This window comes from Pseudomonas persica, assembly GCF_900291015.1.
Lineage (GTDB): Bacteria > Pseudomonadota > Gammaproteobacteria > Pseudomonadales > Pseudomonadaceae > Aquipseudomonas.
Genome location: NZ_OLKL01000020.1, coordinates 34,781 through 58,347, shown reverse-complemented (window position 1 = coordinate 58,347; position 23,567 = coordinate 34,781). Strand labels below are relative to the sequence as shown.

20 protein-coding genes are annotated in these 23,567 nt (G+C 63.3%); 8 read left to right on the top strand and 12 right to left on the bottom strand.

Annotated features, from left to right (window positions below; genetic code table 11):
* The first annotated feature begins 3 nt into the window (after positions 1-3).
* Positions 4-1,674: a bifunctional protein-serine/threonine kinase/phosphatase gene (locus FQ664_RS10535; protein ID WP_144171864.1), complete on the top strand. Its 1,671-nt coding sequence runs from the start codon at positions 4-6 to the stop codon at positions 1,672-1,674.
* A 27-nt stretch (positions 1,675-1,701) separates the two neighbouring features.
* The gene (gene cobA, locus FQ664_RS10530) at positions 1,702-2,442 is read left to right on the top strand and encodes a uroporphyrinogen-III C-methyltransferase (RefSeq protein WP_144171863.1); all 741 of its coding nucleotides are present in this window, start codon (positions 1,702-1,704) and stop codon (positions 2,440-2,442) included.
* 213 nt (positions 2,443-2,655) lie between these two features.
* On the opposite strand, the gene FQ664_RS10525 is transcribed toward cobA, so the two are convergent.
* The 8 genes from FQ664_RS10525 to ppsA form a co-directional block, all read right to left on the bottom strand.
* Positions 2,656-3,693: an OmpA family protein gene (locus FQ664_RS10525; protein WP_144171862.1), complete on the bottom strand. Its 1,038-nt coding sequence runs from the start codon at positions 3,691-3,693 to the stop codon at positions 2,656-2,658.
* 111 nt (positions 3,694-3,804) lie between these two features.
* Positions 3,805-4,371, bottom strand: coding sequence for an RNA polymerase sigma factor SigX (gene sigX / locus FQ664_RS10520; RefSeq protein ID WP_003248665.1), 567 nt, complete (start codon positions 4,369-4,371; stop codon positions 3,805-3,807).
* Between the two features lie 112 nt (positions 4,372-4,483).
* A complete protein-coding gene (locus FQ664_RS10515) occupies positions 4,484-5,308 on the bottom strand; it encodes a mechanosensitive ion channel family protein (protein WP_144171861.1) in 825 nt (274 codons plus the stop codon).
* Positions 5,309-5,310: 2 nt separating this feature from the next.
* On the bottom strand, positions 5,311-5,583 hold the full coding sequence (locus FQ664_RS10510; RefSeq protein ID WP_004376140.1) for a hypothetical protein: 273 nt from the start codon (positions 5,581-5,583) through the stop codon (positions 5,311-5,313).
* A 214-nt stretch (positions 5,584-5,797) separates the two neighbouring features.
* On the bottom strand, positions 5,798-6,793 hold the full coding sequence (locus FQ664_RS10500) for a zinc transporter ZntB (RefSeq protein ID WP_144171859.1): 996 nt from the start codon (positions 6,791-6,793) through the stop codon (positions 5,798-5,800).
* 27 nt (positions 6,794-6,820) lie between these two features.
* Positions 6,821-7,312 (bottom strand): ribonuclease E activity regulator RraA, encoded by a 492-nt coding sequence (gene rraA, locus FQ664_RS10495; protein ID WP_144171858.1) that lies wholly within the window; start codon positions 7,310-7,312, stop codon positions 6,821-6,823.
* A gap of 219 nt (positions 7,313-7,531) precedes the next feature.
* Positions 7,532-8,524: an alpha/beta fold hydrolase gene (locus tag FQ664_RS10490; protein ID WP_256675916.1), complete on the bottom strand. Its 993-nt coding sequence runs from the start codon at positions 8,522-8,524 to the stop codon at positions 7,532-7,534.
* A gap of 102 nt (positions 8,525-8,626) precedes the next feature.
* Complete coding sequence (ppsA, locus tag FQ664_RS10485) at positions 8,627-11,002, bottom strand: phosphoenolpyruvate synthase (RefSeq protein WP_144171856.1); 2,376 nt, start codon at positions 11,000-11,002, stop codon at positions 8,627-8,629.
* Positions 11,003-11,180: 178 nt separating this feature from the next.
* Between ppsA and ppsR the strand changes: the two genes are divergently transcribed.
* The gene (gene ppsR, locus FQ664_RS10480) at positions 11,181-11,999 is read left to right on the top strand and encodes a posphoenolpyruvate synthetase regulatory kinase/phosphorylase PpsR (protein ID WP_144171855.1); all 819 of its coding nucleotides are present in this window, start codon (positions 11,181-11,183) and stop codon (positions 11,997-11,999) included.
* A 163-nt stretch (positions 12,000-12,162) separates the two neighbouring features.
* Here ppsR and FQ664_RS10470 read toward each other — a convergent pair whose 3' ends face one another.
* Positions 12,163-17,028: an NAD-glutamate dehydrogenase gene (locus FQ664_RS10470; protein WP_144171854.1), complete on the bottom strand. Its 4,866-nt coding sequence runs from the start codon at positions 17,026-17,028 to the stop codon at positions 12,163-12,165.
* Between the two features lie 274 nt (positions 17,029-17,302).
* Between FQ664_RS10470 and FQ664_RS10465 the strand changes: the two genes are divergently transcribed.
* A complete protein-coding gene (locus FQ664_RS10465; protein ID WP_013971664.1) occupies positions 17,303-17,656 on the top strand; it encodes a hypothetical protein in 354 nt (117 codons plus the stop codon).
* 24 nt (positions 17,657-17,680) lie between these two features.
* Here FQ664_RS10465 and FQ664_RS10460 read toward each other — a convergent pair whose 3' ends face one another.
* Positions 17,681-18,586, bottom strand: a complete 906-nt coding sequence (locus FQ664_RS10460) for a LysR family transcriptional regulator (RefSeq protein WP_144171853.1) — start codon at positions 18,584-18,586, stop codon at positions 17,681-17,683.
* A gap of 124 nt (positions 18,587-18,710) precedes the next feature.
* Here FQ664_RS10460 and lysA point away from each other — a divergent pair, with 124 nt between their 5' ends.
* Entirely contained in the window at positions 18,711-19,943 is a 1,233-nt protein-coding gene (gene lysA, locus FQ664_RS10455) for a diaminopimelate decarboxylase (RefSeq protein WP_144171852.1), read from the top strand.
* Here the strand turns inward: lysA and FQ664_RS10450 are convergent.
* Positions 19,940-20,848, bottom strand: a complete 909-nt coding sequence (locus FQ664_RS10450) for a LysR substrate-binding domain-containing protein (RefSeq protein ID WP_144171851.1) — start codon at positions 20,846-20,848, stop codon at positions 19,940-19,942. The genes lysA and FQ664_RS10450 overlap by 4 nt on opposite strands.
* Positions 20,849-21,086: 238 nt before the next feature.
* Here FQ664_RS10450 and FQ664_RS10445 point away from each other — a divergent pair, with 238 nt between their 5' ends.
* The 3 genes from FQ664_RS10445 to soxR all read left to right on the top strand — a co-directional run bounded on the left by FQ664_RS10445 (position 21,087) and on the right by soxR (position 23,056).
* Positions 21,087-21,536 carry an acetyltransferase gene (locus FQ664_RS10445; protein ID WP_144171850.1) on the top strand — a complete coding sequence of 150 codons (450 nt, stop codon included), beginning with the start codon at positions 21,087-21,089 and terminating at the stop codon, positions 21,534-21,536.
* Complete coding sequence (locus tag FQ664_RS10440; protein ID WP_144171849.1) at positions 21,533-22,270, top strand: GntR family transcriptional regulator; 738 nt, start codon at positions 21,533-21,535, stop codon at positions 22,268-22,270. The genes FQ664_RS10445 and FQ664_RS10440 overlap by 4 nt, the downstream gene beginning before the upstream one ends.
* A 330-nt stretch (positions 22,271-22,600) precedes the next feature.
* Positions 22,601-23,056, top strand: coding sequence for a redox-sensitive transcriptional activator SoxR (gene soxR / locus FQ664_RS10435; protein ID WP_144171848.1), 456 nt, complete (start codon positions 22,601-22,603; stop codon positions 23,054-23,056).
* 43 nt (positions 23,057-23,099) lie between these two features.
* Here the strand turns inward: soxR and FQ664_RS10430 are convergent, their stop codons facing one another.
* Positions 23,100-23,396 carry a DUF3144 domain-containing protein gene (locus FQ664_RS10430; protein WP_144171847.1) on the bottom strand — a complete coding sequence of 99 codons (297 nt, stop codon included), beginning with the start codon at positions 23,394-23,396 and terminating at the stop codon, positions 23,100-23,102.
* Between the last annotated feature and the right edge of the window lie 171 nt (positions 23,397-23,567).

Genomic DNA, 23,567 nt, shown 5'->3' with positions numbered 1-23,567 from the left:
GCCATGAGCCTGCAACTGAGCTTTGCCCAGGCCAGCGCCACCGGGCCGCGCGAGGAAAACCAGGACGCCCTGCGCCTGGTTACCCCAGCGCCGGAGCTGGCCGCCAGCAAGGGCTACCTGTTCGCCCTCGCCGACGGCGTCAGCCAATGTGCCGATGGCGGCCTGGCAGCCCGTGCCAGCCTGCAGGCGCTGGCCCTGGACTACTACGCCACCCCTGCGACCTGGAGCGTGGCCCAGGCCCTGGACCGCCTGCTGCTGGCGCAGAACCGCTGGCTGCGAGCCCAAGGCAGCGGCCAACCATTGCTGACCACCCTCAGCGCGCTGGTGCTGCGTGGCCGGCGCTTTACCCTGGCACACGTAGGCGACTGCCGCGTCTACCGCTGGCACGCCGGGTGCCTGCAGTGCCTGAGCGAAGACCATGTATGGGACCAGCCCGGCATGCAGCATGTGCTGAAACGCGCGCTGGGCCTGGACCAGCACCTGCTGGTGGATTATCTGGAAGGCGAGCTGCAGCCGGGCGAGAGCTTCCTGCTGCTGAGCGATGGCGTATGGGCCAGCCTGGGCGACCAGCACATCCAGGCGGTGCTGCGCGAGCAACCCGACCTGCAACTGGCCGTCGACACCCTGGTTGCCAGCGCGCACCTCAACGGTAGCCAGGACAACGCCAGTGCCTTGCTGGTGCAGGTCGAGCAACTGGGCACGGCCAACCTGGGCGACACCCTGGCGCAGCTGCAGCAATGGCCGGTGCCCGGCCCGCTGCGCGAGGGCCAGGTCATCGATGGCTGGCAAGCCGAAAAGCTGCTTTCGCACAGCCGCCAGTCACTGCTGTACCGGGTGCGCGATGCTCAGGGCCAAGCCTGGCTGCTGAAGACCCTGCCCGCCGCACGCGAGCAGGAGCCCGGCGCAGCACAAGGGCTGTTGCTGGAAGAGTGGTTCCTGCGCCGGGTCGCTGGCCGGCACTTCCCCGAGCTGCACGCCGCCAGCCAGCGCCAGCACCTGTACTACGTGATGCGCGAATACCCCGGCCAGAGCCTGGCGGCGCTGCTGGCCGAACACGGCCCGCTGCCCATGCCGCAGTGGCTGGAGCTGGCCCGGCAACTGCTGCAGGCGGTCGGTGTACTGCATCGGCGCAACCTGCTGCACCGCGACATCAAGCCAGAGAACCTGCACCTGGGCAGCGATGGCCAGCTGCGCCTGCTGGACTTTGGCCTGGCCTACTGCCCGGGCCTGTCCGAAGACCCGCTGCACGAGTTGCCGGGCACACCGTCATACATTGCCCCGGAAGCGTTCGACGGCCAGCCGCCCAGTCCACGCCAGGACCTGTATGCGGTGGGCGTGACGCTCTATCACCTGCTGACCGGCCACTTCCCGTACGGCGAGGTGGAGGCCTTCCAGCGCCCGCGCTTCGGCCAGCCGGTCAACGCCGCACGCTACCGCCCCGACCTGCCGGAATGGCTACAGCATAACCTGCAGCAGGCGCTGGCAGCCGACCCGGCGCAACGCTTCGAAACCGCTGAACACTGGTTGCTGCTGCTCGAACGAGGCGACCGCCAGGAACTGCCAAGCCGTCCACGGCCGTTGCTGGAGCGCGAGCCGTTGAAGGTCTGGCGCACCCTGGCCCTGCTGTCCTTGCTGTTCAACCTGATATTGCTGCTCACCCTGCTCAAGGGCTGAAGGCAGCTTGCCGATGAGGAAATCCTGATGAATGCAAAAGTCTGGCTGGTTGGTGCTGGCCCTGGTGACCCCGAACTGCTCACCCTCAAGGCTGTACGCGCCTTGCAGCAAGCCGCCGTGGTGATGATCGACGACCTGGTCAACCCGGCGGTGCTGGAGCATTGCCCGCAGGCCCGGGTGATTGCCGTGGGCAAGCGCGGCGGCTGCCGCTCTACGCCGCAGGCGTTCATCCAGCGCCTGATGCTGCGCCATGCGCGGCAAGGCCGCTGCGTGGTACGGCTCAAAGGCGGCGACCCGTGCATCTTCGGCCGGGGCGGTGAAGAGGCGCTGTGGCTGCAGGGGCATGGCATCGAGGTGGAAGTGGTCAACGGCATCACCGCCGGCCTGGCCGGCGCCACGCAATGCGGGATCTCCCTGACCTCACGCGGCGTGAGCCGGGGCGTGACGCTGGTCACCGCACATACCCAGGATGACAGCGAGCTGAACTGGACGGCCTTGGCCCAGGGCGGGACGACGCTGGTGGTGTACATGGGCGTGGCCAGGCTAGAGCAGCTGCGCCAAGGGTTGCTGGACGGCGGCATGGCACCGGGGATGCCGGTGGCGATGATCGAGAATGCCTCGTTGCCACAACAGCGGGAGTGCAGGAGCGATGTGCGGGGGATGGTGGCGGATGCGCGGGGGTTTGGCTTGCGTAGCCCGGCGATACTGGTGATTGGTGAGGTAGTTGGGGAGCAGGTGGTTCAGGAATCGGTGGCAATTGCAGGGTGATGCGCTGCCTGCACCGGCCTTTGTGGGAGCGGCCTTGTGTCGCGAAAGGGGCGCGTAGCGGCCCCAGCTTTTCAGCTTCGCCGCAGGTATTGCCGGGGCTGCTGTGCAGCCCTTTCGCGACACAAGGCCGCTCCCACAAGGGGCACACAAACCCAAAAAACAGGCAAAGAAAAACCCGGCCGAGGCCGGGTTTTTCATGAAGCTTCAAACCAATTACTTGGCCTGGGCTTCTACCTGAGCTTCAACGCGACGGTTGATAGCACGGCCTTCTTCGGTGGCGTTGTCGGCAACCGGACGGGTTTCGCCGTAGCCAACCGAGTCAACACGGCTGGATTCCACGCCGTACTGCTGGGTCAGGACCTGCTTGACAGCGTTGGCACGACGCTCGGACAGCTTCTGGTTGTAAGCGTCTGGGCCGACGGAGTCAGTGTGACCTTCCACGGTGGTGGTGGTCTGTGGGTACTGCTTCATGAAGTCAGCCAGGTTCTTGATGTCACCGTAGCTGTTTGGCTTGACGACCGACTTGTCGAAGTCGAACTTGACGTCCAGCTCAACACGAACGACTTCGGCAACAGCCGGGCAGCCATCAGCGTCAACGGTAACGTTGGCCGGGGTGTCAGGGCACTTGTCGACGTTGTCGCAAACGCCGTCGTTGTCGGAGTCGGAGCACACTTCGGCAACTGGAGCCGGAGCGACTTCAGCTTGCTTCGGGCTACCGCCGAAGTTCAGACCAACACCAACGGTCGGACCCCACTCGGTGTTGCCGTTGTCGATGTTGTACATGGCTTCTACGCCGGCACGGGCGAAGAACATGTCGGTGATGTACCACTTGGCGCCAGCGCCAACGTTGGCGAAGGTGGAGTGGTCGCGGCCGCTACGAGTGGCCTGGCCCAGGCTCTCGTGAGCGAAACCGGCGGAAACGTACGGACGCAGAGCGTCGCCCACGGTACCGAAGTGGTAGGTGGCGTCGAGCTTGGCCTTGGAACCTTTGATGTCTTTGTTGAAGACTTCACCACGAGCGTTGTGGGTCTCGTTGTAGCCGAGGTCCAGGGAAACGTCGTCAGTCAGGAAGTAACCCAGGCGAACACCAGGATTGGTGCCGTCGTTCTTGAAGTTACGCTCGCTGTCGTAGTACTGCTTGGTAACGTTGCCTTCGATTTCGACCGCGCCTTGGCCTTGAGCCAGAGCGCCGAACGAAGTGGCAGCGACGAGCGAGCCAATGGCCAAGCCCAAGGTGTTTTTCAATTTCATCCGTTAAATCCCCATCTGGTGATAGTTAAGCAGTCCCACCACAAACAAGGGGGACAACTCGACGGCAAGTCTAGCAGAACTCGCCGGTTCGTTAGAGATATTTGCACGCCACTAAGTTTCATCGAGGCCGGCAAATTTCTCTCGAAGCTTGTCTAGCGCGCGCTTGTAGCGCATTTTCGTCGCGCTCAGGCCCATGTGCATGATGTCGGCAATTTCCTGAAATTCCAGCTCTGCGACAAAACGTAGCACCAGGATTTCCCGGTCAATCGGGTTCACATGCACCAGCCATTTATCCAGCCCGCCTTTTTCTTCCGGCTTCGGAGCCTTGTCTTCGGACGCCTCTTCGACAGGGTCCAGACTCAAGGCATCCATCAACCGACGTTTACGGCGCTCCTTGCGGTACTGGGTAATGCATTCGTTGTAGGTGATGCTGTACAGCCAGGTCTTGAACTTGGACTTACCCTCGAAGTTCTTCAGCCCGTACAGCACTTTCAACATGACTTCCTGACAGACATCGTCCGCGTCACGGTCGTTCCCCAGATAACGCGCACAGACGTTGAACAGGGTCCGTTGGTAGCGCCGCATGAGCTCCTCATAGGCGCGGGTAACGTGGTACAGCTCCTCATGCGAACGCGCCACCAACTCTTCGTCGGTGAGTTCGCGGGGGTCATAGCGCATGGGCGGCGAATGAACTTTATTCAAAACGGATCTGGCCGACAGTCAGGTCAATGTCGCCGCGCGACCCCGTGGGTCGATTTTCGCGGCGGCATACATTAACAGCTTTGTGCGGTTAGCGGCTATTGACTCGCTGTTCAAGCAGCTCGCGATTGGACAGCGACACCAGTTCGCCATCATCGGTCAGCAGCGTCGTCTTGACCGTACCGATCTCCTCGATATGCCCTTCGACCTCGCCAATCCGCACCTGCTGGCCCACCTGGTACAGCTCACGCACGTAGATGCCGGCCAGGATCTGCCCGGCGATTTCGCGGCTGCCAAGGCCCATCGCCAGTGCAACGGCCAGACCGACGGTAATCAGCCCGATCACGATCACATGGTTCAGCAGGTCGGTTTTCACCTCCAGCTGGCTGATGGCCACCGAAATGCTGATGATGATCACCAGGCCCTGGGTGATGCGCCCCAGACCTGCCGAGTATTCCAGGCCGATGCCTTCGGCAGCGCCGCGCACCAGGCCGTTGGCCACCTGGGCCAGCAGCACGCCTGCCAGCAGCACCAGGCCCGCGCCGAACACCTTCGGCAGGTACAGGGCGAGCATGTCGAGGGTTGCCGAAACCCGCTCCAGGCCCAGTGATTCAGCGGCCGAGACCAGGAAGATGAGCAGCACGAACCAGTAGACGATCTTGCCGATCAGGGTCGAGATCGGCACCTGGATACCGACTCGGCCGAGCATCTTGGTCAGACCGGTGCCGGCCATCAGGCGGTCCAGGCCGAACTTGGCCAGCAGTTTGGACAGCAGCGTGTCGAGCAGCTTGGCCACCACGAAACCGAGCAGCACCACGACCAGCGCGCCGAACAGGTTGGGGATGAAGTTCGCTACCTTGGTCCAAAGGGCAGTCATGGCGGTGACCAGGCTCTGAGTCCAGAGATCGAGTTCCATATTCAATCGGCCTTATCTGCTTTGCTGCCGTTGGCAGCGTTGCGGGAAGAGTGTCGACGTACCGGCGCAACATGCGCCGCGCCATTGTTCACGGCGATCAGCAGCGCCTGGCTCCAGCGGCCAAGCAGGCTGAACAGATCACCTGCGCCAACCTGGCGGTTGGCGGTTTTCAGCACGCGACCCAGGCAAGCGGCGTCGTCCCGGTCATCCCGGTCATTGCCGGAGGGTGACGCCTTGAGCAGGTCGCGCAGGGATTCTTCAAACGGATCGTGCATGGGCACCTCGCGCAGTGTCAGTCAGAGACGAGATGGCCGGGCGATGGGTCACACATCGCATTGGGACGAATGTTTCAAAATGAATAGCGTTTGCCTGCGCTGGCCCTATCGCCGGCAAGCCAGCTCCCACAGGGATACCACAAGCCTTGAAACCTGTGGTGTACCTGTGGGAGCTGGCTTGCCGGCGATAGGGCCGGTGCAGGTCAATGAGCATCTATACCCACCGCAACCGCCGGAACAGCCACCACTGCCCCACCGCCAGCCCTAGCACGACGATGCAGGCAAACAGGAAGCCATAGGGGTTTTCCGCCCCCGGGATGCCGCCGACATTGATGCCCAGCAGCCCGGTGATGAAGCTCATGGGCAGGAAGATGCAAGTGATGATGCCGAAGCGGTACATGGTGCGGTTCATCCGCTCGCTGCGCCGGCGATCCTCGCTTTCCAGCACCAGCGCAGCCCGCTCGCGGGTCAGTTCCAGCTCTTCGAGGTAGCGGATCAGGCTGTTGTTCAGCTCGTTCCAGTAATCGGCGTCGGCATCGACGAACCAGCTCCATTTGCTACGCGACAGCTGGGCATAGATCTCCCGCTGCGGGGCAAGGAAACGCCGTAGACCAGCGGCACGCCGGCGGATCTGCTGCAGGCAGCCGTTCTCCGGGGTGTACCGTTCGTCGGATTCGACCTTTTCTTCTTCCAGGTCGACCAGTTCGGACAGGTCACTGACCAGGCCCTGGACCTTTTCGGTCAACAGTTCGCCCATCAGTAGCAACAGCTCGGCAGCCGATTTCGGGCCCCTGCCCTCTTCGAGCTGCTGGAGAATCTCGTCACTGGCGCGCAACGGCCGCAGGCGCAGCGAGATGACCCGCTGCGCCTCGGCAAAGATGCGTACCGAGACCATGTCTTCGGGCTCTGCACCCGGGTTGAGGTTGACCCCACGCAGGAACAGCAACAGCTGCTCATCAGCCATGGGCAGCAGCCGCGGCCGGGTGTTTTCTTCCAGCAGCAGCTCGCAGGCGAACGCGCTCAGGCCGCTGTCGTGCAGCAGCCAGGTACGGGTTTGCGGATGGCTGCGGTCCCAGTGCAGCCATAGGCTCTGCTCGGGTTGCAGCTGCAGGCCGTCCAGTTCGGTACGGGCAATCGAGCGCGCGCCGCCTTTGCCATCGAGCACCAGGGCGTGTACCAGCCCCCACTGCGCGTTGTCTTCCTCGAACATCAAAGCTCCATCAGCGCGGGCGGCGCATCACGCAGGCATTTTCAGCGGGCTTGGCGAGACCAGTACGCCATTGTTGTCGGCATACACGTATTCGCCCGGGCGGAAGGTCACCCCGGCGAAGGTCACTGCCACGTTGAGGTCGCCGATGCCGCGCCTGTCGGTCTTCATCGGGTGGCTGGCCAGGGCCTGCACGCCGACGTCGGTCTGGATCAGCACGTCGACGTCACGCACGCAGCCGTAGATCACCAGGCCTTCCCAGCCGTTCCTGGCAGCCTTTTCGGCGAGCATGTCACCGAGCAGTGCACGGCGCAGCGAGCCCCCCCCATCGACGACCAGGACCTTGCCCTTGCCATCGAGCTCGACCTGCTCCTTGACCCGCGAGTTGTCTTCGAAGCACTTGATGGTGACGATTTGACCGCCGAACGAATCGCGGCCGCCGAAATTGCTGAACATCGGTTCCAGCACCTGCACCAGGTCGGGGTAGGCGTCACACAGGTCGGGCGTTACGTAATGCTGCATGGGAAGCTCCTGTCAGTCACAACGAAAGCGGGTATCGGTCAAGGCTACACCGTAGAGCCCATTGCAGTCATCCGGGACCAGGCAGTCAGTTGTGTTTTACCTGTACTGGCCTCTTCGCGGGTAAACCCGCTCCCACAGGAATTCCACATGGCCTGAGGGCAGTGGGATACCTGTGGGAGCGGGTTTACCCGCGAAGAGGCCGACACAGGAGAAACCACATCAACCAGCAACCACAGGCTCCGCCATCACCGTGGATTCATGCACCGGCACCAGCGGATCACGCAGCCACCGCTCCACCAACGGCCACACCTGCACCTGCGCGGCCTTGCTCACCAGCATGTCGACATGCCCGAAAGCCTCGAAGCCTTCCTCGGGGCCCAACCGCAGAAACTGCTTGCGCTCACCGCCCAATTGCTCGAACAGCTTGCGGCAGGCCCACACCGGGTCCTGGAAGTCCCCCGCGCCGGCCACCGCCAACAGCGGCACATCCACCTCGGCCAACCCCGCCCACCAGTCGTTCTGCTTGTCGCCAAAACGCCCGAACAGGCCATGCCAGCGCATGCTCTCCAGCGCCAGGCCAATCGGCTCGTCCTCCGGCCCACGCTTGAAACGCGGCCCGGAAATCTGCCCCCAGCGCTTGAGTAGCAGCTTCGCCCCCCAGGCCAGCGGTGGTACCTTCAACGGCCAGTACACACGGCTGATCTGGGTACCGAACAGCGCCACGCTGGCCACCTGCTCGGCAGCCAGAAAACCACCGCCCAGCGCTGCCGCCAGGGTCGTCCCCCCCAGGGAGTGGCCGACCCAGTGCGGCGTCTGGCCCGATTGCTCGCGCACGAACGCGGCAATCAGCGGCAGGTCATCGCGGGCATAGCCGGCGACGCTGTTGTGCTTCCAGTCATGGTTGCGCGGCGACAGGCCGTGGCCGCGCATTTCCGGGATCCACACATCGAAGCCGGCACGGGCGAGATAGGCCCCCAGGCCAACCCCTTTGGGTGAGTACCAGAAGCGGCGGTTGGAGAAGCTGCCGTGCAAGAGAATGACCGGCACCCCTTGGGCCTGGCCCTGATCGGCCAGCCCCAGGCGGGTGACAGCCAGCTCGACGCTGGGGTCAGGGCCGTTGCCGGCCTTGATCCGGTACACGTCTTCGCAGAGGTCGCCGCGGCGTTCGGCACTGAGCAGGGCCACGGGGAATAGAGTGCTGCTGCTTTGCATAGGGTTGCTTGGTGCACAAAAAAGGGCGGGATCCATTGCTGGAGCTCGCCCTGGAAAAAACCAGGCGGGGGTACGCCAGACGTCCCCCCGCGTTCTACTGCATCAGACCGCGCCCTGGCCTTCAGCCAGGTAGAACCAGGTTTCGAGTACCGAGTCCGGGTTCAGCGACACGCTGTCAATGCCCTGCTCCATCAGCCACTTGGCCAGGTCCGGGTGGTCCGACGGGCCCTGGCCGCAGATGCCGATGTACTTGCCAGCCTTGTTGCACGCGGCAATGGCGTTGGCCAGCAGCTTCTTCACCGCAGGATTCCGCTCGTCGAACAGGTGGGCGATGATGCCCGAGTCACGGTCCAGGCCCAGGGTCAGCTGGGTCAGGTCGTTGGAGCCGATCGAGAAGCCGTCGAAGTACTCCAGGAACTCTTCGGCAAGGATGGCATTGGACGGCAGTTCGCACATCATGATCACGCGCAGGCCGTTGTCGCCGCGGGCCAGGCCGTTTTCGGCGAGCAGGTCGACGACCTGGCTGGCTTCGCCCAGGGTGCGCACGAACGGCACCATGATCTCGACGTTGGTCAGGCCCATCTCGTTGCGCACGCGCTTGAGGGCACGGCACTCGAGCTCGAAGCAGTCACGGAACGATTCGCTGATGTAACGCGAAGCGCCACGGAAGCCCAGCATCGGGTTTTCTTCTTCCGGCTCGTACAGCTTGCCGCCGATCAGGTTGGCGTACTCGTTGGACTTGAAGTCCGACAGGCGCACGATGACCTTTTTCGGGTAGAAGGCCGCCGCCAGGGTGCTGATGCCCTCGACCAGCTTCTCGACGTAGAAACCGACCGGGTCGTTGTAGCCGGCGATGCGCTTGTCGACGCTGTCTTTCAGGTCGGCTGGCAGGCCGGCGTAATTCAGCAGTGCCTTGGGGTGCACGCCAATCATGCGGTTGATGATGAATTCCAGGCGCGCCAGGCCGACACCGGCGTTGGGCAGCTGGGCGAAATCGAAGGCGCGGTCCGGGTTGCCGACGTTCATCATGATCTTGAACGGCAGGTCGGGCATGGCGTCCACCGAGTTCTGCTTGATGTCGAAGCCCAGTTCGCCCTCGAAGATGAAGCCGGTGTCGCCTTCGGCACAGGACACGGTCACACCCTGGCCGTCTTTCAGCACCTGGGTGGCGTTGCCGCAGCCGACCACGGCCGGAATGCCCAGCTCACGGGCGATGATCGCCGCGTGGCAGGTACGCCCGCCTCGGTTGGTGACGATGGCGCTGGCGCGCTTCATCACCGGTTCCCAGTCCGGGTCGGTCATGTCGGAGACCAGCACGTCGCCCGGCTGGACCTTGTCCATTTCCGATACGTCGTGGATCACGCGGACCTTGCCGGCGCCGATACGCTGGCCGATGGCACGGCCTTCGACCAGTACGGTGCCCTTCTCTTTCAGCAGGTAGCGTTCCATGACGTTGGCGCTGGAGCGGCTCTTCACCGTCTCAGGGCGCGCCTGGACGATGTACAGCTTGCCGTCGTCACCGTCCTTGGCCCATTCGATATCCATCGGGCGCTGGTAGTGCTGCTCGATGATCATGGCCTGCTTGGCCAGCTCGCTGACCTCGGCATCGGTCAGGCAGAAGCGCGCACGCTCGGCGCGGTCCACTTCGACGGTCTTGACCGAACGGCCGGCCTTGGCTTCTTCGCCGTAGACCATCTTGATCGCCTTGCTGCCCAGGTTGCGGCGCAGGATGGCCGGGCGGCCGGCCTGCAGGGTGTTCTTGTGCACGTAGAATTCGTCAGGGTTGACCGCACCCTGCACCACGGTTTCGCCCAGGCCGTAGGCACCGGTGATGAACACTACGTCGCGGAAGCCCGACTCGGTGTCAAGGGTGAACATGACGCCGGCGGTGCCGGTTTCGGAACGGACCATGCGCTGTACACCGGCAGACAGGGCCACCAGCTTGTGGTCGAAGCCCTGGTGCACGCGGTAGGCGATGGCACGGTCGTTGAACAGCGAGGCGAACACTTCCTTGGCTGCGCGGATCACGTTGTCGACGCCGCGGATGTTGAGGAAGGTCTCCTGCTGGCCGGCAAACGAGGCGTCCGGCAGGTCTTCGGCGGTGGCCGAGGAACGCACGGCAACCGCCATGTTGTCGTTGCCGGCAGCCATTTCGGCGAAGGCCGTACGGATTTCGCTATCAAGACGTGCCGGGAAGTCGGCTTCCATGACCCACTGGCGAATCTGCGCGCCGGTCTTGGTCAGGGCGTTGATGTCATCCACGTCGAGTGCGTCGAGCGCGGCATGGATACGGTCGTTGAGACCACTCTGTTCGAGAAAATCGCGGTACGCCTGCGCCGTAGTGGCAAAGCCGCCCGGCACCGATACACCAGCACCTGCGAGGTTGCTGATCATCTCGCCCAGGGATGCGTTCTTGCCCCCCACATGCTCCACATCATGGACGCCGAGCTTATCGAGGGAAACTACGTACTCTACCAAGGTGATCTCTCCACTAACTGTGTTGGAAAAGCTCAAAAGGCGCCCGCCTGTCTTCTATGACTGGGCCGGGCGTTTGTGGCCTGTACCTGGAAAATAAGTGAGAATGCCGACAGCCGCATTCGGCAAACCGAACTTATCATATCCAAGAAACGTCATCAGCTTAAGGCCCAGATCGCAAATGAAACGAACCGCGTTCTTCATCTCCGACGGCACCGGTATCACTGCCGAAACCCTGGGCCAGAGTCTGCTCGCTCAATTCGAGAGCATTCCGTTCAACAAACTCACCCGTCCCTACATCGATTCGCCGGAAAAGGCGCGGACCATGGTCCAGCAAATCAACGCTGCGGCCGAGCGTGATGGCGTACGCCCGATCATCTTCGACACCATCGTCAATCAGGATATCCGTGAGATCCTGGCTACCTCGAATGGCTTCATGATCGACATCTTTTCGTCGTTTTTGTCCCCCCTTGAACAGGAGTTGACCGCCCATTCGTCGTATTCCGTCGGCAAGTCGCACTCGATTGGTGGCAACTCCAACTACATGGAACGCATCGAGGCGGTGAATTTCGCCCTGGACAACGACGATGGCGCGCGCACCCACTATTACGACAAGGCCGACCTGATCCTGGTCGGTGTATCGCGCTGCGGCAAGACCCCCACCTGCCTGTACATGGCCATGCAATTCGGCATCCGCGCCGCCAACTATCCGCTGACCGAGGACGACATGGAGCGCCTGCAACTGCCGGCGGTGCTGAAAAAGCACCACAACAAGCTGTTCGGCCTGACCATCGACGCCGACCGCCTCACCGCCATCCGCCACGAGCGCAAGCCCAACAGCCGCTATTCCAGCTTTGCCCAGTGCGAGTTCGAAGTACGCGAGGTGGAGAACCTGTTCCGCCGGGAGAACATTCCCAACATCAATTCCACGCATTTTTCGGTGGAAGAGATTTCGGCGAAGATTCTGGTGGAGAAAGGTGTGGAGCGTCGGTTCAAGTAAGTCTGTTCCGGCCTCTTCGCGGGTAAACCCGCTCCCACAGGGACCTCACCACAGTCGAGCTTTGTGATATCCCTGTGGGAGCGGGTTCGCCCGCGAAAGGGCCGGCAAGGAATACAAAAAAGCCCCGGCATCGCTGCCGGGGCTTTTCATTTCAGCTCATGGTTCAGGACGGCACCACCGCCGCCTGCCCGCTCATGGCCAGGTCGACCAGCTCGCGGTTGGCCACCGCGTACATCGCATAGTCGGTGCCAGTGGCATTGCGCAGGTCATCCAGCATCGCGCGCCAGCGCTCCACCATCACCCGGTGCTGTTCGGCCCACAGCGCCACGCGGGCGTCCATGTCTTCCGGCGCATCGGCCATCTGCAGCACCGAGATGGTGATCGCCCGCTGCTGCAGGTCGATGTCATCGCGGAACGCCTCGCGGGCCAGTGCCTGCCAGTTGTTTTCCACCGGCAGGTTGCTGATTTCCTGCAGGTACCAGGTCAGGTCCAGCGCGCTGCCCACGGCGAAGAACGCCTTGGCCACCTGCGCCGGGTCATGGCCGGTCACATCCGAAGCCTCGATGATCGGCAACAGGGTGTACAGGTGGGTAGTGCCAGCCACCATGCGCGCCAGCAACTCCGGCACGCCGGCCTCGACGAAGCCCTGGTAACGCACCATCCAGCGCTCGCGGGTCGGGCCTTCGAGCAACTCGTCGAGCTTGAGCCCCAGTTGCGCGATCTTCGGCCCGAAGTGTGCGGTGTCGCGCCCGGCGTCCTGCTCGTTGCGACGGCTGCGCAGGAACCAGCGGGTGGCACGGCGGCCCAGGCGCATCAACTCGTCCATCAGGGTTAGCTGGATTTCCGCCGGCACCTGGTAGTCCAGTGCTTCGATCTGGCGGAACCAGTGCGGCAGATGGAAGATGTCGCGCACGATCACATAGGCCCCGGCCACGTTGGCCGGGCTCATGCCGGTCGACTCTTTCAGGCGCTGGACGAAGGTGATGCCCATGTTGTTGACCAGGTCGTTGGCGATCTGGGTGCTGACGATTTCGCGCTTCAGGCGGTGGCGGCGCATGGCCTCGGCGAACTTGCTGACCAGCGACGGCGGGAAGGCGGTTTCCATGTCGCGGGTCAGGTAGTCGTCGTCCGGTACCAGCGACTTGAGCAGCTGTTCCTTGAGGTCGATCTTGCTGTACGAGATCAGCACCGACAGCTCGGCGCGGGTCAGGCCCTGGCCGGCGGCCAGGCGTTCGGCCAGCTGCTCTTCGGATGGCAGGAACTCGATGGCGCGGTCCAGCTTGCCACGGGCTTCCAGGTCAGCCATCAGGCGCTTGTACTCGGCAATCCGCTCGCGGGCGCGGCGGGCAGCCAGCGACAGCGCCTGGGTCTGCTTGTAGTTGTTGCCCAGCACCAGGCCGGCCACTTCGTCCGTCATGCTGCCCAGCAGCTGGTTGCGCTGTTTCTCGGTCATGTCGCCACCCTGCACCACTTCGTTGAGCAGGATCTTGATGTTGACCTCGTGGTCGGAGCAGTCCACGCCGCCGGCGTTGTCGATGAAGTCGGTGTTGGTGGCGCCGCCGTGCAGGCCGAACTCGACCCGGCCGAGCTGGGTCATGCCCAGGTTGCCGCCCTCGCCCACCACCTTGCAGCGCAGTTCGTTGCCATTGACCCGCAGCGCGTCGTTGGCCTTGTCGCCGACATCGGCGTGACTCTCGGTGCTGGCCTTGACGTAGGTACCGATGCCACCGTTCCACAGCAGGTCTACCGGTGCCTTGAGCAGCGCGTTGAGCAGCTCGGTCGGGGTCAGGCGGTCAGCGTCGATGGCGAAGCGCTCTTTCATCTGCGGGCTGATGGCGATGCTCTTGGCACTGCGCGGGAAGATCCCGCCGCCTTCGGACATGATGCTGGTGTCGTAGTCGCTCCAGGCCGAACGCGGCAGGTCGAACAGGCGCTTGCGCTCGGCAAAGCTGGAGGCAGGCTCCGGGTTCGGGTCGATGAAGATGTGCAGGTGGTTGAACGCCGCCACCAGTTGCAGCTTGTCGGACATCAGCAGGCCGTTGCCGAACACGTCGCCGGCCATGTCACCGACGCCAATGACGGTGATCGGGTCTTCCTGCACGTTGATGCCGCGCTCGCGGAAGTGGCGCTGCACGCCCACCCAGGCGCCGCGCGCGGTAATGCCCATCTTCTTGTGGTCGTAACCGGCCGAACCGCCCGAGGCGAAGGCGTCGCCCAGCCAGAAGCCGTAGTCGATGGCGATGCCGTTGGCGATGTCGGAGAAGGTCGCGGTGCCCTTGTCGGCCGCCACCACCAGGTACGGGTCGTCATCGTCATGGCGCACCACGTTGGCCGGCGGCACCACGCCACCGTCCTTGAGGTTGTCGGTGATGTCGAGCAGGCCGGAAATGAAGATGCGGTAGCACGCCACGCCTTCGGCGGCGATCTCGTCACGGCTGCCGCCCAGCGGCAGGCGGCGCGGCAGGAAGCCACCCTTGGCGCCGACCGGCACGATTACCGAGTTTTTCACCTGCTGGGCTTTTACCAGGCCCAGCACTTCGGTGCGGAAGTCTTCCTCACGGTCGGACCAGCGCAGGCCGCCACGGGCAACGTTGCCAAAGCGCAGGTGCACGCCCTCGACCCGTGGCGAGTAGACGAAGATCTCGAACTTGGGCACAGGTTTGGGCAGTTCGGGGATCAGCTTGGGGTTGAACTTGAAGCTGAAATACGACTTGTTGTGGCCGTTGGCGTCCGGCTGGTAGAAGTTGGTGCGCAGGGTAGCCTTGATCAGGTCCAGATAGCGGCGCAGGATGCGGTCTTCGTTCAGCACCTGCACGTCGTCCAGCGCGGTCAGGATGGCCTGTTCCAGGCGCAGTTGCTTGTCATCCAGGTCGTCCTGGGTGAGCTTGCGCGCCAGGTAGAAGCGGGTCTTGAACAACCGGGTCAACTCGCGGGCGATGTCGGTGTGGTTGTTCAGGGTGCTGGCGATATAGCCCAGGTCGAAGCCCAGGCGGATCTGCTTCAGGTAACGGGCGTAGGCGCGCAACAGCGCCACGTCGCGCCATGGCAGGCCGGCGGTCAGCACCAGGCGGTTGAAGGCGTCGTTCTCGGCATCGCCACGGACAATGTGGATGAAGGCGTCCTGCAGGATATCGTTGAGCTGCTGGATGTCCAGGCTCAGGCCTTCGCTGTAGGTGAAGGCAAAGTCGTGGATCCAGTAGCCGCGGCCACTGGCATGGCGCAGGCGGTACGGGAACTCGCCGAGCACGCGCAGGCCAAGGTTCTCCAGGATCGGCAGCACGTCGGACAGCGCCAGCGGCGTGTCGGCATGGTACAGCTTGCAGTGCAGGATGCGTTCGCCGACCTGGGTCAACGGCTGGTAGAAGCTCATCGCCAGCGGCTTGCTTTCCGACAGGTTCAGCACGTGCTGCAGGTCGACCACCGCCGAGTGCGCGGCGAAGCGCTCGCGGTAGCCGGCCGGGAAACCTTTGGGGAAGTCGGCGAGGATGTTGGTGCCCTGGGCTTCGCCGAAGTTCTCGATCACCAGCGCCGAGTAGTCGTCATTCCACGAGCGGCAGGCCTGGATCACTTCGCGTTCCAGCTGCTGCGGGTCGATGTCGATGCGGTTTTTCGGGTCTACCCGCAGAATCAGCTGCACACGGGCCAGCACCGATTCGGAGAAGAAGGTCCAGAACTCGCAGTCGCTGGCCTTCAGGCGCTCCATCAGCACCTGCTGGATCTTCTGCCGCACTTCGGTGGAGTAGATTTCCCGCGGTACATAGGCCAGGCAGTAGCAGAAGCGGCCGTACGGGTCCTTGCGCAGGAACACGCGGATCTTGTTGCGCTCCTGGATCTGCACGATCGACATGACAGTGCTGAACAGCTCGTCGACCGGGGTCTGGAACAGGTCGTCGCGCGGCAGCACTTCCAGCACCTGGGCCAGCTCCTTGCCCAGGTGGGCCTTGGGATCGAAGCCCGAGCGGCGCTCGACTTCGGTGACCTTCTCACGGATATAAGGGATGGCATGCACGCTTTCGCCGTACACCGACGAGGTGTACAGGCCCATGAAGCGGTGCTCCTTGAGCACCTTGCCGGCGGCATCCAGCTGGCGGATCGAGACGTAGTCCGGGTAGGCCGGGCGGTGTACGCGGCTGGGCAGCGCGGCCTTGGCGAACGACAGCAGCAGCGGCTCGTTGAGATAGGCCACGGCGTAGTCTTCGATGCGCAACTCGTCGCTCGTCAGGCCCACACGCAGGCGGCGCGGCAGGCCGAGGAACGACTGCTCGTCGTAGACCATCTGGCCGCCCTCGGCGTCGCCCTTGACGGTGAATTCTTCATAGCCCAGGAAGGTGAAGTGGTTGTCCAGCAGCCACTCGAGGAACGCCTTGACCTCGCCCTTTTCGTGTTGCGCCGGGCCAAAGGCGGTCTGTTCCACTTCCGCCACCACTTCACGCAGCTTGGCCTTCATCGGCTCGAAGTCGGCCACCACCACCCGCACCTCGGCCAGCACCTGCTCGATTTCGCGGGCCAGCACCGTCAGCTCGGCGGCGTTGGCGCAACGGTCGATCTCCAGGTACATCAGCGACTCATGGCGTACGCCCTCGCCGTGGGTGCCCTTGGGCAGCAACTCCAGCAGCTCGCCCTTGGCGCCGCGGCGTACGCTGAGCACGGTGGTCTGCAGGGTGTGAATGCTGTAGCCGCGGCGGTTGAGCTCGGTACGTACCGAGTCGACCAGGAACGGCAGGTCGTGGTGCAGCACTTCGACCACGGTGTGGGTCGATTGCCAGCCGTTGCGCTCGTAATCGGGGTTGTACACCCGCACTTGCGGGTATTCGGGGTCGAAACGCTCGATGATGCGCCAGGCTGACAGGGTGCAGCCGGCCAGGTCGGAAAGCCTGCGTTGGGTGAGTTCGTCCAGAGAGATGATGCCGAAGAACTGCTCGGCGAACAGCGCAACTTGTGGCAGGGACTGTTCGCTGATGTGCTGCGCCAGGGCCGCTTGCAGTTGGTGCTGGAAGTCGGCTTTGCTGGCTGCGGTGAAGAACGCCATCTGTGGTACTCCGCTTGGGCTTTGTAATAGTTGAAGCGTCGCTGCGTGCGCCATGTACGGATCAACGATAGCCAACCCGTGGCAAGGCGGACGGTAAAACCAGGCGTTGAACGTGCGCAGGCACGCCCAGGGCTCGCCGAAGCTTAACGACTGATCGGTCATCAAGGCTTGCAGCGCTGCGACAATTTCGGTCAAGGGCCGGTAAATTTACGTTTATGCCTGCCGGCAAGGCTGTCAGAATTCCCTTCCGTTTCCTTTGATCCGAGCCTTGTCCATGCAAATCAATACTGCCTTGCTGTTCGCCACCCCTTGCGATGACGAGGAAGACAACATGGCGACCCTGTGCTGCCACAGCGACAAGGGGCAGATGTTCCTGCTGACCCGCTACCCGGACGAAGACACCGTCGACCTGACTCTGGATGACGAGCCGTCGACGCTGGATGGGCTGAAAGTGACCCTGAGTGCCAAGCGCCTGCTGATTGAAGTGGCGGCCGGCGACCGGGATGCGCTGAAGGGGGATGAAGTGCTTGAGATCAACCTGACCAGCGAGTTGAGTGACATGGATGAAGTGAAGGAAACCCTGGAGAACATCCTGGCCGGGACCGGTACCTTCGTCTGCGAACTTTGAGCACCCCTTGGAGCGCACCCGGCTTCAGATCAGTGCTGCCTGCATCTCCCGGGCCTGTTGCCGCAACGCCTGGCAAAACGGCTCCACCGCCGCCGACGCCGGCCGATGGTCCGGCCTTATCAGCATCACCTGATACGGTACCGACACCCGCAACCGCCGGATCGGCAACCCGCCCTGCGCCGCCTCCAGCCCGCTCAGCGGGTTGATGATCGCCACCCCCAGGCCCTGCCTGACCATGGCGCACACCGAGGCAGCACTGGTGGTCTCGATGACCGTGCGGCGGTTCACCCCCGCCGCACGGAAGTGCTGGTCCAGGCGCTGGCGGTAGGTGTCGAGGCTGGCCAGGTTGATGAAATCGACCTCGTGAAAATCGCTCAACTCCAGCTCGGCCCTGGCCTGCAACGGGTGGCCGTCGTGCAGCACGCATACCATGTTGGCGCTGAACAGCAATTCGCCGTAGGCACCGCGCGGTATCTGCTCGACCTCGGTCAGGCCCAGGTCATGCTGCTGGGCCACCAGTGACTCCTCCAGCAATGGCGACTCCTGCGCCAGAATACTCACGCTCACGCCCCGGTGCTGCTGATGAAAGCGCTGGCAAGCCTTGGGCAGCAAGGTCTGGGAAAACAGCGGCAGGCACGTTATGGCCAGCCGGCCCTGCTCGAAATTGCGGATGGCCTGGGCAAAGCGGTCGATCCGCTCCAGCCCGACATAGGCGCGCTCCACCTCCTTGATCAACAGCAGTGCCTGCGCCGTCGCCACCAGCCGCCCGCCCTCACGCTCGAACAGGTTCAGCCCGGTCACCTGCTCCAGCCGCGCCAGCTCGCGGCTGACGGTGGGCTGCGAGGTGAACAGCAGGCGCGCCGCGCCGGTGACGCTGCCGGCGGCCATGATGGCGCGGAACACTTCGATATGGCGGACGGACAGTTTCACGGGCAATACCCTGCACGACAACGATGGGTATATCAGATATGAATGGCCTGCAGAAAAATAGCTATTTTTATGAATTCATGCTTTGGCGCATCCTCGTGGCCTTCCTTATATGAGTAGCGCCACCATGACTGCACCCTTCTCCCTTCTGGCCGAGGCTGTCCGTCAGCACGGCTCGCCGCTGTGGGCCTACGACGCCGGCACCATCGCCGAGCGGGTCGAGCAGCTGAAGGTCTTCGACACCGTGCGCTTCGCCCAGAAAGCCAACCCCAACCTGCATGTGCTGCGCCTGATGCGCGCCCATGGCCTGGTGCTGGACGCGGTATCGCTGGGCGAGATGGAGCGCGCCTTCGCCGCCGGTGCGAGCGTGAACGGCGACCCGGCCGGGGTGGTGCTGACCTGCGACGCACTGGACCGGCCCACCCTGGAGCGGGCGGTGGCAGAGAAGATCGAAGTCAACGCCGGATCCATCGACATGCTGCGCCAGCTGGGTGAGCGCTCGCCCGGCCACCGCGTATGGATCCGCATCAACCCGGGCTTCGGCCATGGCCACAGCCGCAAGACCAATACCGGTGGCGAGAACAGCAAGCACGGCATCTGGCACGAAGAGCTGGGCGAAGCGCTGGAGTGCATCAAGACCCATGGCCTGCACCTGGTGGGTGTGCACATGCACATTGGCTCCGGGGTGGATTACCAGCACCTGGAGCAGGTGGCCCGGTCGATGATCGAGCTGATTGGCCGCCTGGGCATGGACATCGAGGCCTTCTCCATCGGCGGCGGGCTTTCCACCCCCTATCGCAGCAGCGACAAGCCGGTCGACCTGCAACGCTACGCCCAGACCTGGGCCGTGGCGCGCAAGGAAATCGAAGCGATGCTGGGCCACCCCGTGCGCATGGAGATCGAGCCAGGGCGCTTCCTGGTGGCGGAATCGGGCTACCTGGTGGCCGAGGTGCGTGCCGTGAAGCAGGTGGGCCGCAATACCTTCGTCATGATCGACGCCGGCTTCAACGACCTGATGCGCCCGGCAATGTATGGCGCCTACCACCGCATGACCCTGCTCGACGCCAATGGCCAGCCAGTGGAGCGCCCACGGCAGCCGACCGTGGTGGCCGGGCCGCTGTGCGAGTCGGGTGATGTATTTACCCAGGATGACCAGGAGCTGACTCCGCATGACCTGCCTCAGGCGCAGGTGGGTGACCTGCTGGTGATCCACGACGCTGGGGCCTATGGCGCATCGATGTCGTCGAACTACAACAGCCGGCCGTTGCTGCCGGAGTTCCTGATCGAGGACGGGGCGCTACGGATGATTCGCCGTAGGCAGACAGTTCAGGACCTGCTGAGCCTGGAGGCTGGCGTCTAATCTCGACTGCCCATGTAGTGTTCCAGGCGGCTACGCAACCAACGTTCTGCCGGGTCGTTGTCAGTGGTGCTCAACCAGACCATGGCCAGCTCCAGTGCCGTGGTCTCGAACGGCAAGTGCTCGGCCTGCAGGTTGCCCCAATGCTCCATGCCCTGCGCGGCATAGTCCGGGCAGCAGGCCAGCAGGTCGGTACCGGCCAGAATCGCCGGCAGCGAACTGAACTGCGGCACCGACAACACCACCTTGCGTTCACGGCCGATCTCTTTCAGCCAGTCATCGACCACACCCTGGGTGTTGGCGGTGGGTGAGACCTGAACGTGCGGGCGCGCGCAGAACTCATCCAGCGTCAGTGGCGTGACGGACTTGTCGGCCCGCACTACCCGGCCCTGCATGGTGCGCAACACCTTGCGCTTGGCATTGGCCGGCAGCCCCCGGGTCTGGCTGATTCCGACCGTCACGTCGCCCGCCGCCAGCAAGTCCGGAATGCGCCAGTAATCGACATGCTGCACGACCACCACCACATGCGGCGCCTCCACTCGCAGCGCCCGCAGCAGCGGCGGCAACAACCCCGACTCGACATCATCGGACAAACCGATGCGGAAGGTCATCTTGCTGGTCAGCGGATCGAAATCGTGGGTCAGGCTAAGGGCGACGGACATCGCATCCAGTGCCGGAGTGAGGTACTTGATTACCTCCTCGGCCCTGGCCGAGGGCTCCATGCGGTTGCCCACCCGGATCAGCAACGGGTCGTTGAACATCGTGCGCAACCGGGCCAGCGCGGCGCTGACCGTGGGTTGGGCGACGAACAGTTTCTCTGCGGCGCGGGTGAGGTTGCGCTCCTGCATCAGCGCTTCGAACACCACCATCAGGTTGATATCGGCTTTGCGCAGTTCGTTTCGGTTCATTGGCGCTCCCGCCATTCTTGTTGTGCGGGTTCAATTGCAGCATCGATGTGGATTACAGTCGAGCCCATCGATGGCACGGGTTTCGCCGGTGTTCGCCGGTCAACCCGCGAAAGGGCCGGCCCAGGCGACACATAAGCTGATGCTCCATCACACCGCCCATTGCCCCACCCCCTACAATCCGGGTACCCTTTTTCTCCCTTCCGGCCTCCCCTGCCCTACACTGCCCAGGCATGACTCGATGATCATTCGCCAAAGCATCGCTGCAGACCACCCGCAGCTGCTCGACATCTGGCTGCGCGCCGTGCGCGCCACCCATCACTTTCTGCAAGCGTCCGACATCGACGCGCTGCTGCCGCAATTGCGCGACGTTTACTTTCAGGCCGTCGAGCTCTGGGTCGCGGTAGACACCGATGACCGTCCGCTGGGCTTCATCGGTTTCCACGAAAGCCACGTGGAAATGCTCTTCGTCGACCCCAAGCATCATGGCCAGGGCATCGGCCGCGCGCTGCTGGATTTCGGCCGCCAGTCGCGCAGCACGATGAGCGTCGATGTCAACGAGCAGAATCCTCAAGCCGTGGGCTTCTACCGGCATTACGGCTTCATCCAGACAGGCCGCTCGCCGCTGGATGGCGAAGGTCGGCCGTTCCCCTTGCTGCACATGAGCCTGCCCGACAGAGCCAAGGCATGAACCCGACACGCTATGCCACCGTGGCAAAGGACTTGATCGATGGCATCGCCAGCGGCCGCTACCCGGTAGGCAGCCTGCTGCCGACCGAGATCGAGCTGTGTGCCCTTTACGCTGTAAGCCGGCACACGGTGCGCGCTGCCATCAACCAGTTGCTCACTCAAGGCCTGGTGTCGCGGCGCAAGCGCGTCGGCACCCGGGTCGAGGCCAGCAGCCCGCGTGGCGGCTACTCGCAGTCACTGGCCAGCGTGGAGGATCTGGCGCACCTGGCAGAAAACCAGCAACGGCAAATCCAGAACGTGCGCCACTTCGTCGCCGACCTGAACGAGGCGGCGCGGCTGGGGCTGGTACCGGGCGAGCATTACTTCTGTGTGTCGAGCATCCGCGTCGACCGTATGCACAACGCAACGCCGCTGTGCTGGGCCGATGTGTACGCACAACGCGACTATGCCGAAGTCATCGAGTTGGCCCGCGAGCACCCGGACCAGCTGATTGCGGGGTTGATCGAGCAGCACTATGGCCGGGCGATCGCAGTGGTCGACCAGCAGGTGCGGGCAGTGTTGCTGACCTCGGAAATGGCCCGGGTGCTGAAGACCGATGCGGGTTCACCGGGGCTGAAGATCATTCGCCATTACCGCGAGGAAAACGGCGACCTGATGGCGGTTTCCGAGACGGTGCACCCGGATGACCGCTTTACCCTGGTTAGCCAGATGCACCGGGACCGTTCGCCGCCCTGATCGGGCAATCGGGGCCGCTATGCGGCCCCAATGACCTTGACCGACAAACATAAGGCGTAGCCCTGCTTCACCCTCACATATCCACCACCCGTTCGGCCTCCGCCAACTGCGGCCCGCGCACCGTCGTCAGGCATTGTCGAGCAGCTCCTGTGACACGGCGTTCACCGCGCGTAGCTTGCGGCTGCGCTGCAGCACCACTTAGGCATTACGCAGCTTGGCCCGCAACGTAACGCCCTCTGGTTCATGCAGTGCTCCGATCACCAGGGAAAGCGGTTGCGGAGAAATTCGGGCAGGACTATAAGAGCTCAACTTAACTTGAGGTCAACAAGCATGACAGCGGACAACACACGGATGCTAACGGTAGGTGAAGTGGCCAAACGCAGCGGCGTGGCAGTGTCTGCGCTGCACTTCTACGAGACCAAGGGGCTGATCGCCAGCGTCCGTACGGCGGGTAACCAGCGCCGTTATCCTTCGCTGGTGTTGCGTACGCTGGCCATTATCAAGGTGGCGCAGCGCACGGGTATTCCGCTTGAGGAGATCAAGCAGGCCTTCAGCCGCTATGCACCCAACAGCAAACTCACGGCGGCGCAATGGGGCGAGATGTCGACTGCCTGGCGCGAAGACCTGAACGCCCGCATTCGCACCCTGGAAGCATTGCGCGACAGCCTGGACAACTGCATCGGTTGCGGCTGCCTGTCGCTGGAGGAATGCCCGCTGCGCAACCCCGAGGATGTGTTGGGCAAGGAAGGCACCGGGGCGCGAATTCTGGAGAAGAAGGCCCGATAAGACATGCGCGGCCGCTCCCCCAGAGCCCGCGCACGCGCTATCGTCAATCGTTTTTGCCCAGCACATACCGGTCAAAATGCTCGATATGCTCGTCCAGGTTGTCCTCGAGCATCATCCGGTACTGCTCGCAAAAGTACTTCAGCAACTCCTCCCGGGCGGCAGCCAGTTCCGCGCCGGTCTTGAAGCTGCGGGCACTCATCCAGGCGTTGAAACGCGAGGCGCCGAACGTCAGTGAGGCACTGACCTTGCCCAGGTCTTCGATTTTTTCGATCTGCTGGTTCGCCAGTTCGATATGCGCATCCGCGCGGTCGTAGAAAGCCTGATCGGTAGCTTGTTTCATTGCGGTTTACCTAGTTGTTGCATTCGAATTAATGCCTAGGGCCGTTTTACAGGTAAAGCGCACGTCTTGAAACCGGCGCGGCCCCTGTGGGAGATCACCCAGTCCTTTGTCGCGCAGAGAACTGAGTTCACAAGCAATTCGCACACCTGTGGGAGCGGGTGCACCCGCGAA

Coding starts and splice junctions, on each gene's coding strand:
- FQ664_RS10535 (WP_144171864.1), top strand. CDS start 4: ATGAGCCTGCAACTGAGCTTTGCCCAGGCCAGCGCCACCGGGCCGCGC.
- cobA (WP_144171863.1), top strand. CDS start 1,702: ATGAATGCAAAAGTCTGGCTGGTTGGTGCTGGCCCTGGTGACCCCGAA.
- FQ664_RS10525 (WP_144171862.1), bottom strand. CDS start 3,693: ATGAAATTGAAAAACACCTTGGGCTTGGCCATTGGCTCGCTCGTCGCT.
- sigX (WP_003248665.1), bottom strand. CDS start 4,371: ATGCGCTATGACCCCCGCGAACTCACCGACGAAGAGTTGGTGGCGCGT.
- FQ664_RS10515 (WP_144171861.1), bottom strand. CDS start 5,308: ATGGAACTCGATCTCTGGACTCAGAGCCTGGTCACCGCCATGACTGCC.
- FQ664_RS10510 (WP_004376140.1), bottom strand. CDS start 5,583: ATGCACGATCCGTTTGAAGAATCCCTGCGCGACCTGCTCAAGGCGTCA.
- FQ664_RS10500 (WP_144171859.1), bottom strand. CDS start 6,793: ATGTTCGAGGAAGACAACGCGCAGTGGGGGCTGGTACACGCCCTGGTG.
- rraA (WP_144171858.1), bottom strand. CDS start 7,312: ATGCAGCATTACGTAACGCCCGACCTGTGTGACGCCTACCCCGACCTG.
- FQ664_RS10490 (WP_256675916.1), bottom strand. CDS start 8,524: ATGCAAAGCAGCAGCACTCTATTCCCCGTGGCCCTGCTCAGTGCCGAA.
- ppsR (WP_144171855.1), top strand. CDS start 11,181: ATGAAACGAACCGCGTTCTTCATCTCCGACGGCACCGGTATCACTGCC.
- FQ664_RS10470 (WP_144171854.1), bottom strand. CDS start 17,028: ATGGCGTTCTTCACCGCAGCCAGCAAAGCCGACTTCCAGCACCAACTG.
- FQ664_RS10465 (WP_013971664.1), top strand. CDS start 17,303: ATGCAAATCAATACTGCCTTGCTGTTCGCCACCCCTTGCGATGACGAG.
- lysA (WP_144171852.1), top strand. CDS start 18,711: ATGACTGCACCCTTCTCCCTTCTGGCCGAGGCTGTCCGTCAGCACGGC.
- FQ664_RS10450 (WP_144171851.1), bottom strand. CDS start 20,848: ATGAACCGAAACGAACTGCGCAAAGCCGATATCAACCTGATGGTGGTG.
- FQ664_RS10445 (WP_144171850.1), top strand. CDS start 21,087: ATGATCATTCGCCAAAGCATCGCTGCAGACCACCCGCAGCTGCTCGAC.
- FQ664_RS10440 (WP_144171849.1), top strand. CDS start 21,533: ATGAACCCGACACGCTATGCCACCGTGGCAAAGGACTTGATCGATGGC.
- soxR (WP_144171848.1), top strand. CDS start 22,601: ATGACAGCGGACAACACACGGATGCTAACGGTAGGTGAAGTGGCCAAA.
- FQ664_RS10430 (WP_144171847.1), bottom strand. CDS start 23,396: ATGAAACAAGCTACCGATCAGGCTTTCTACGACCGCGCGGATGCGCAT.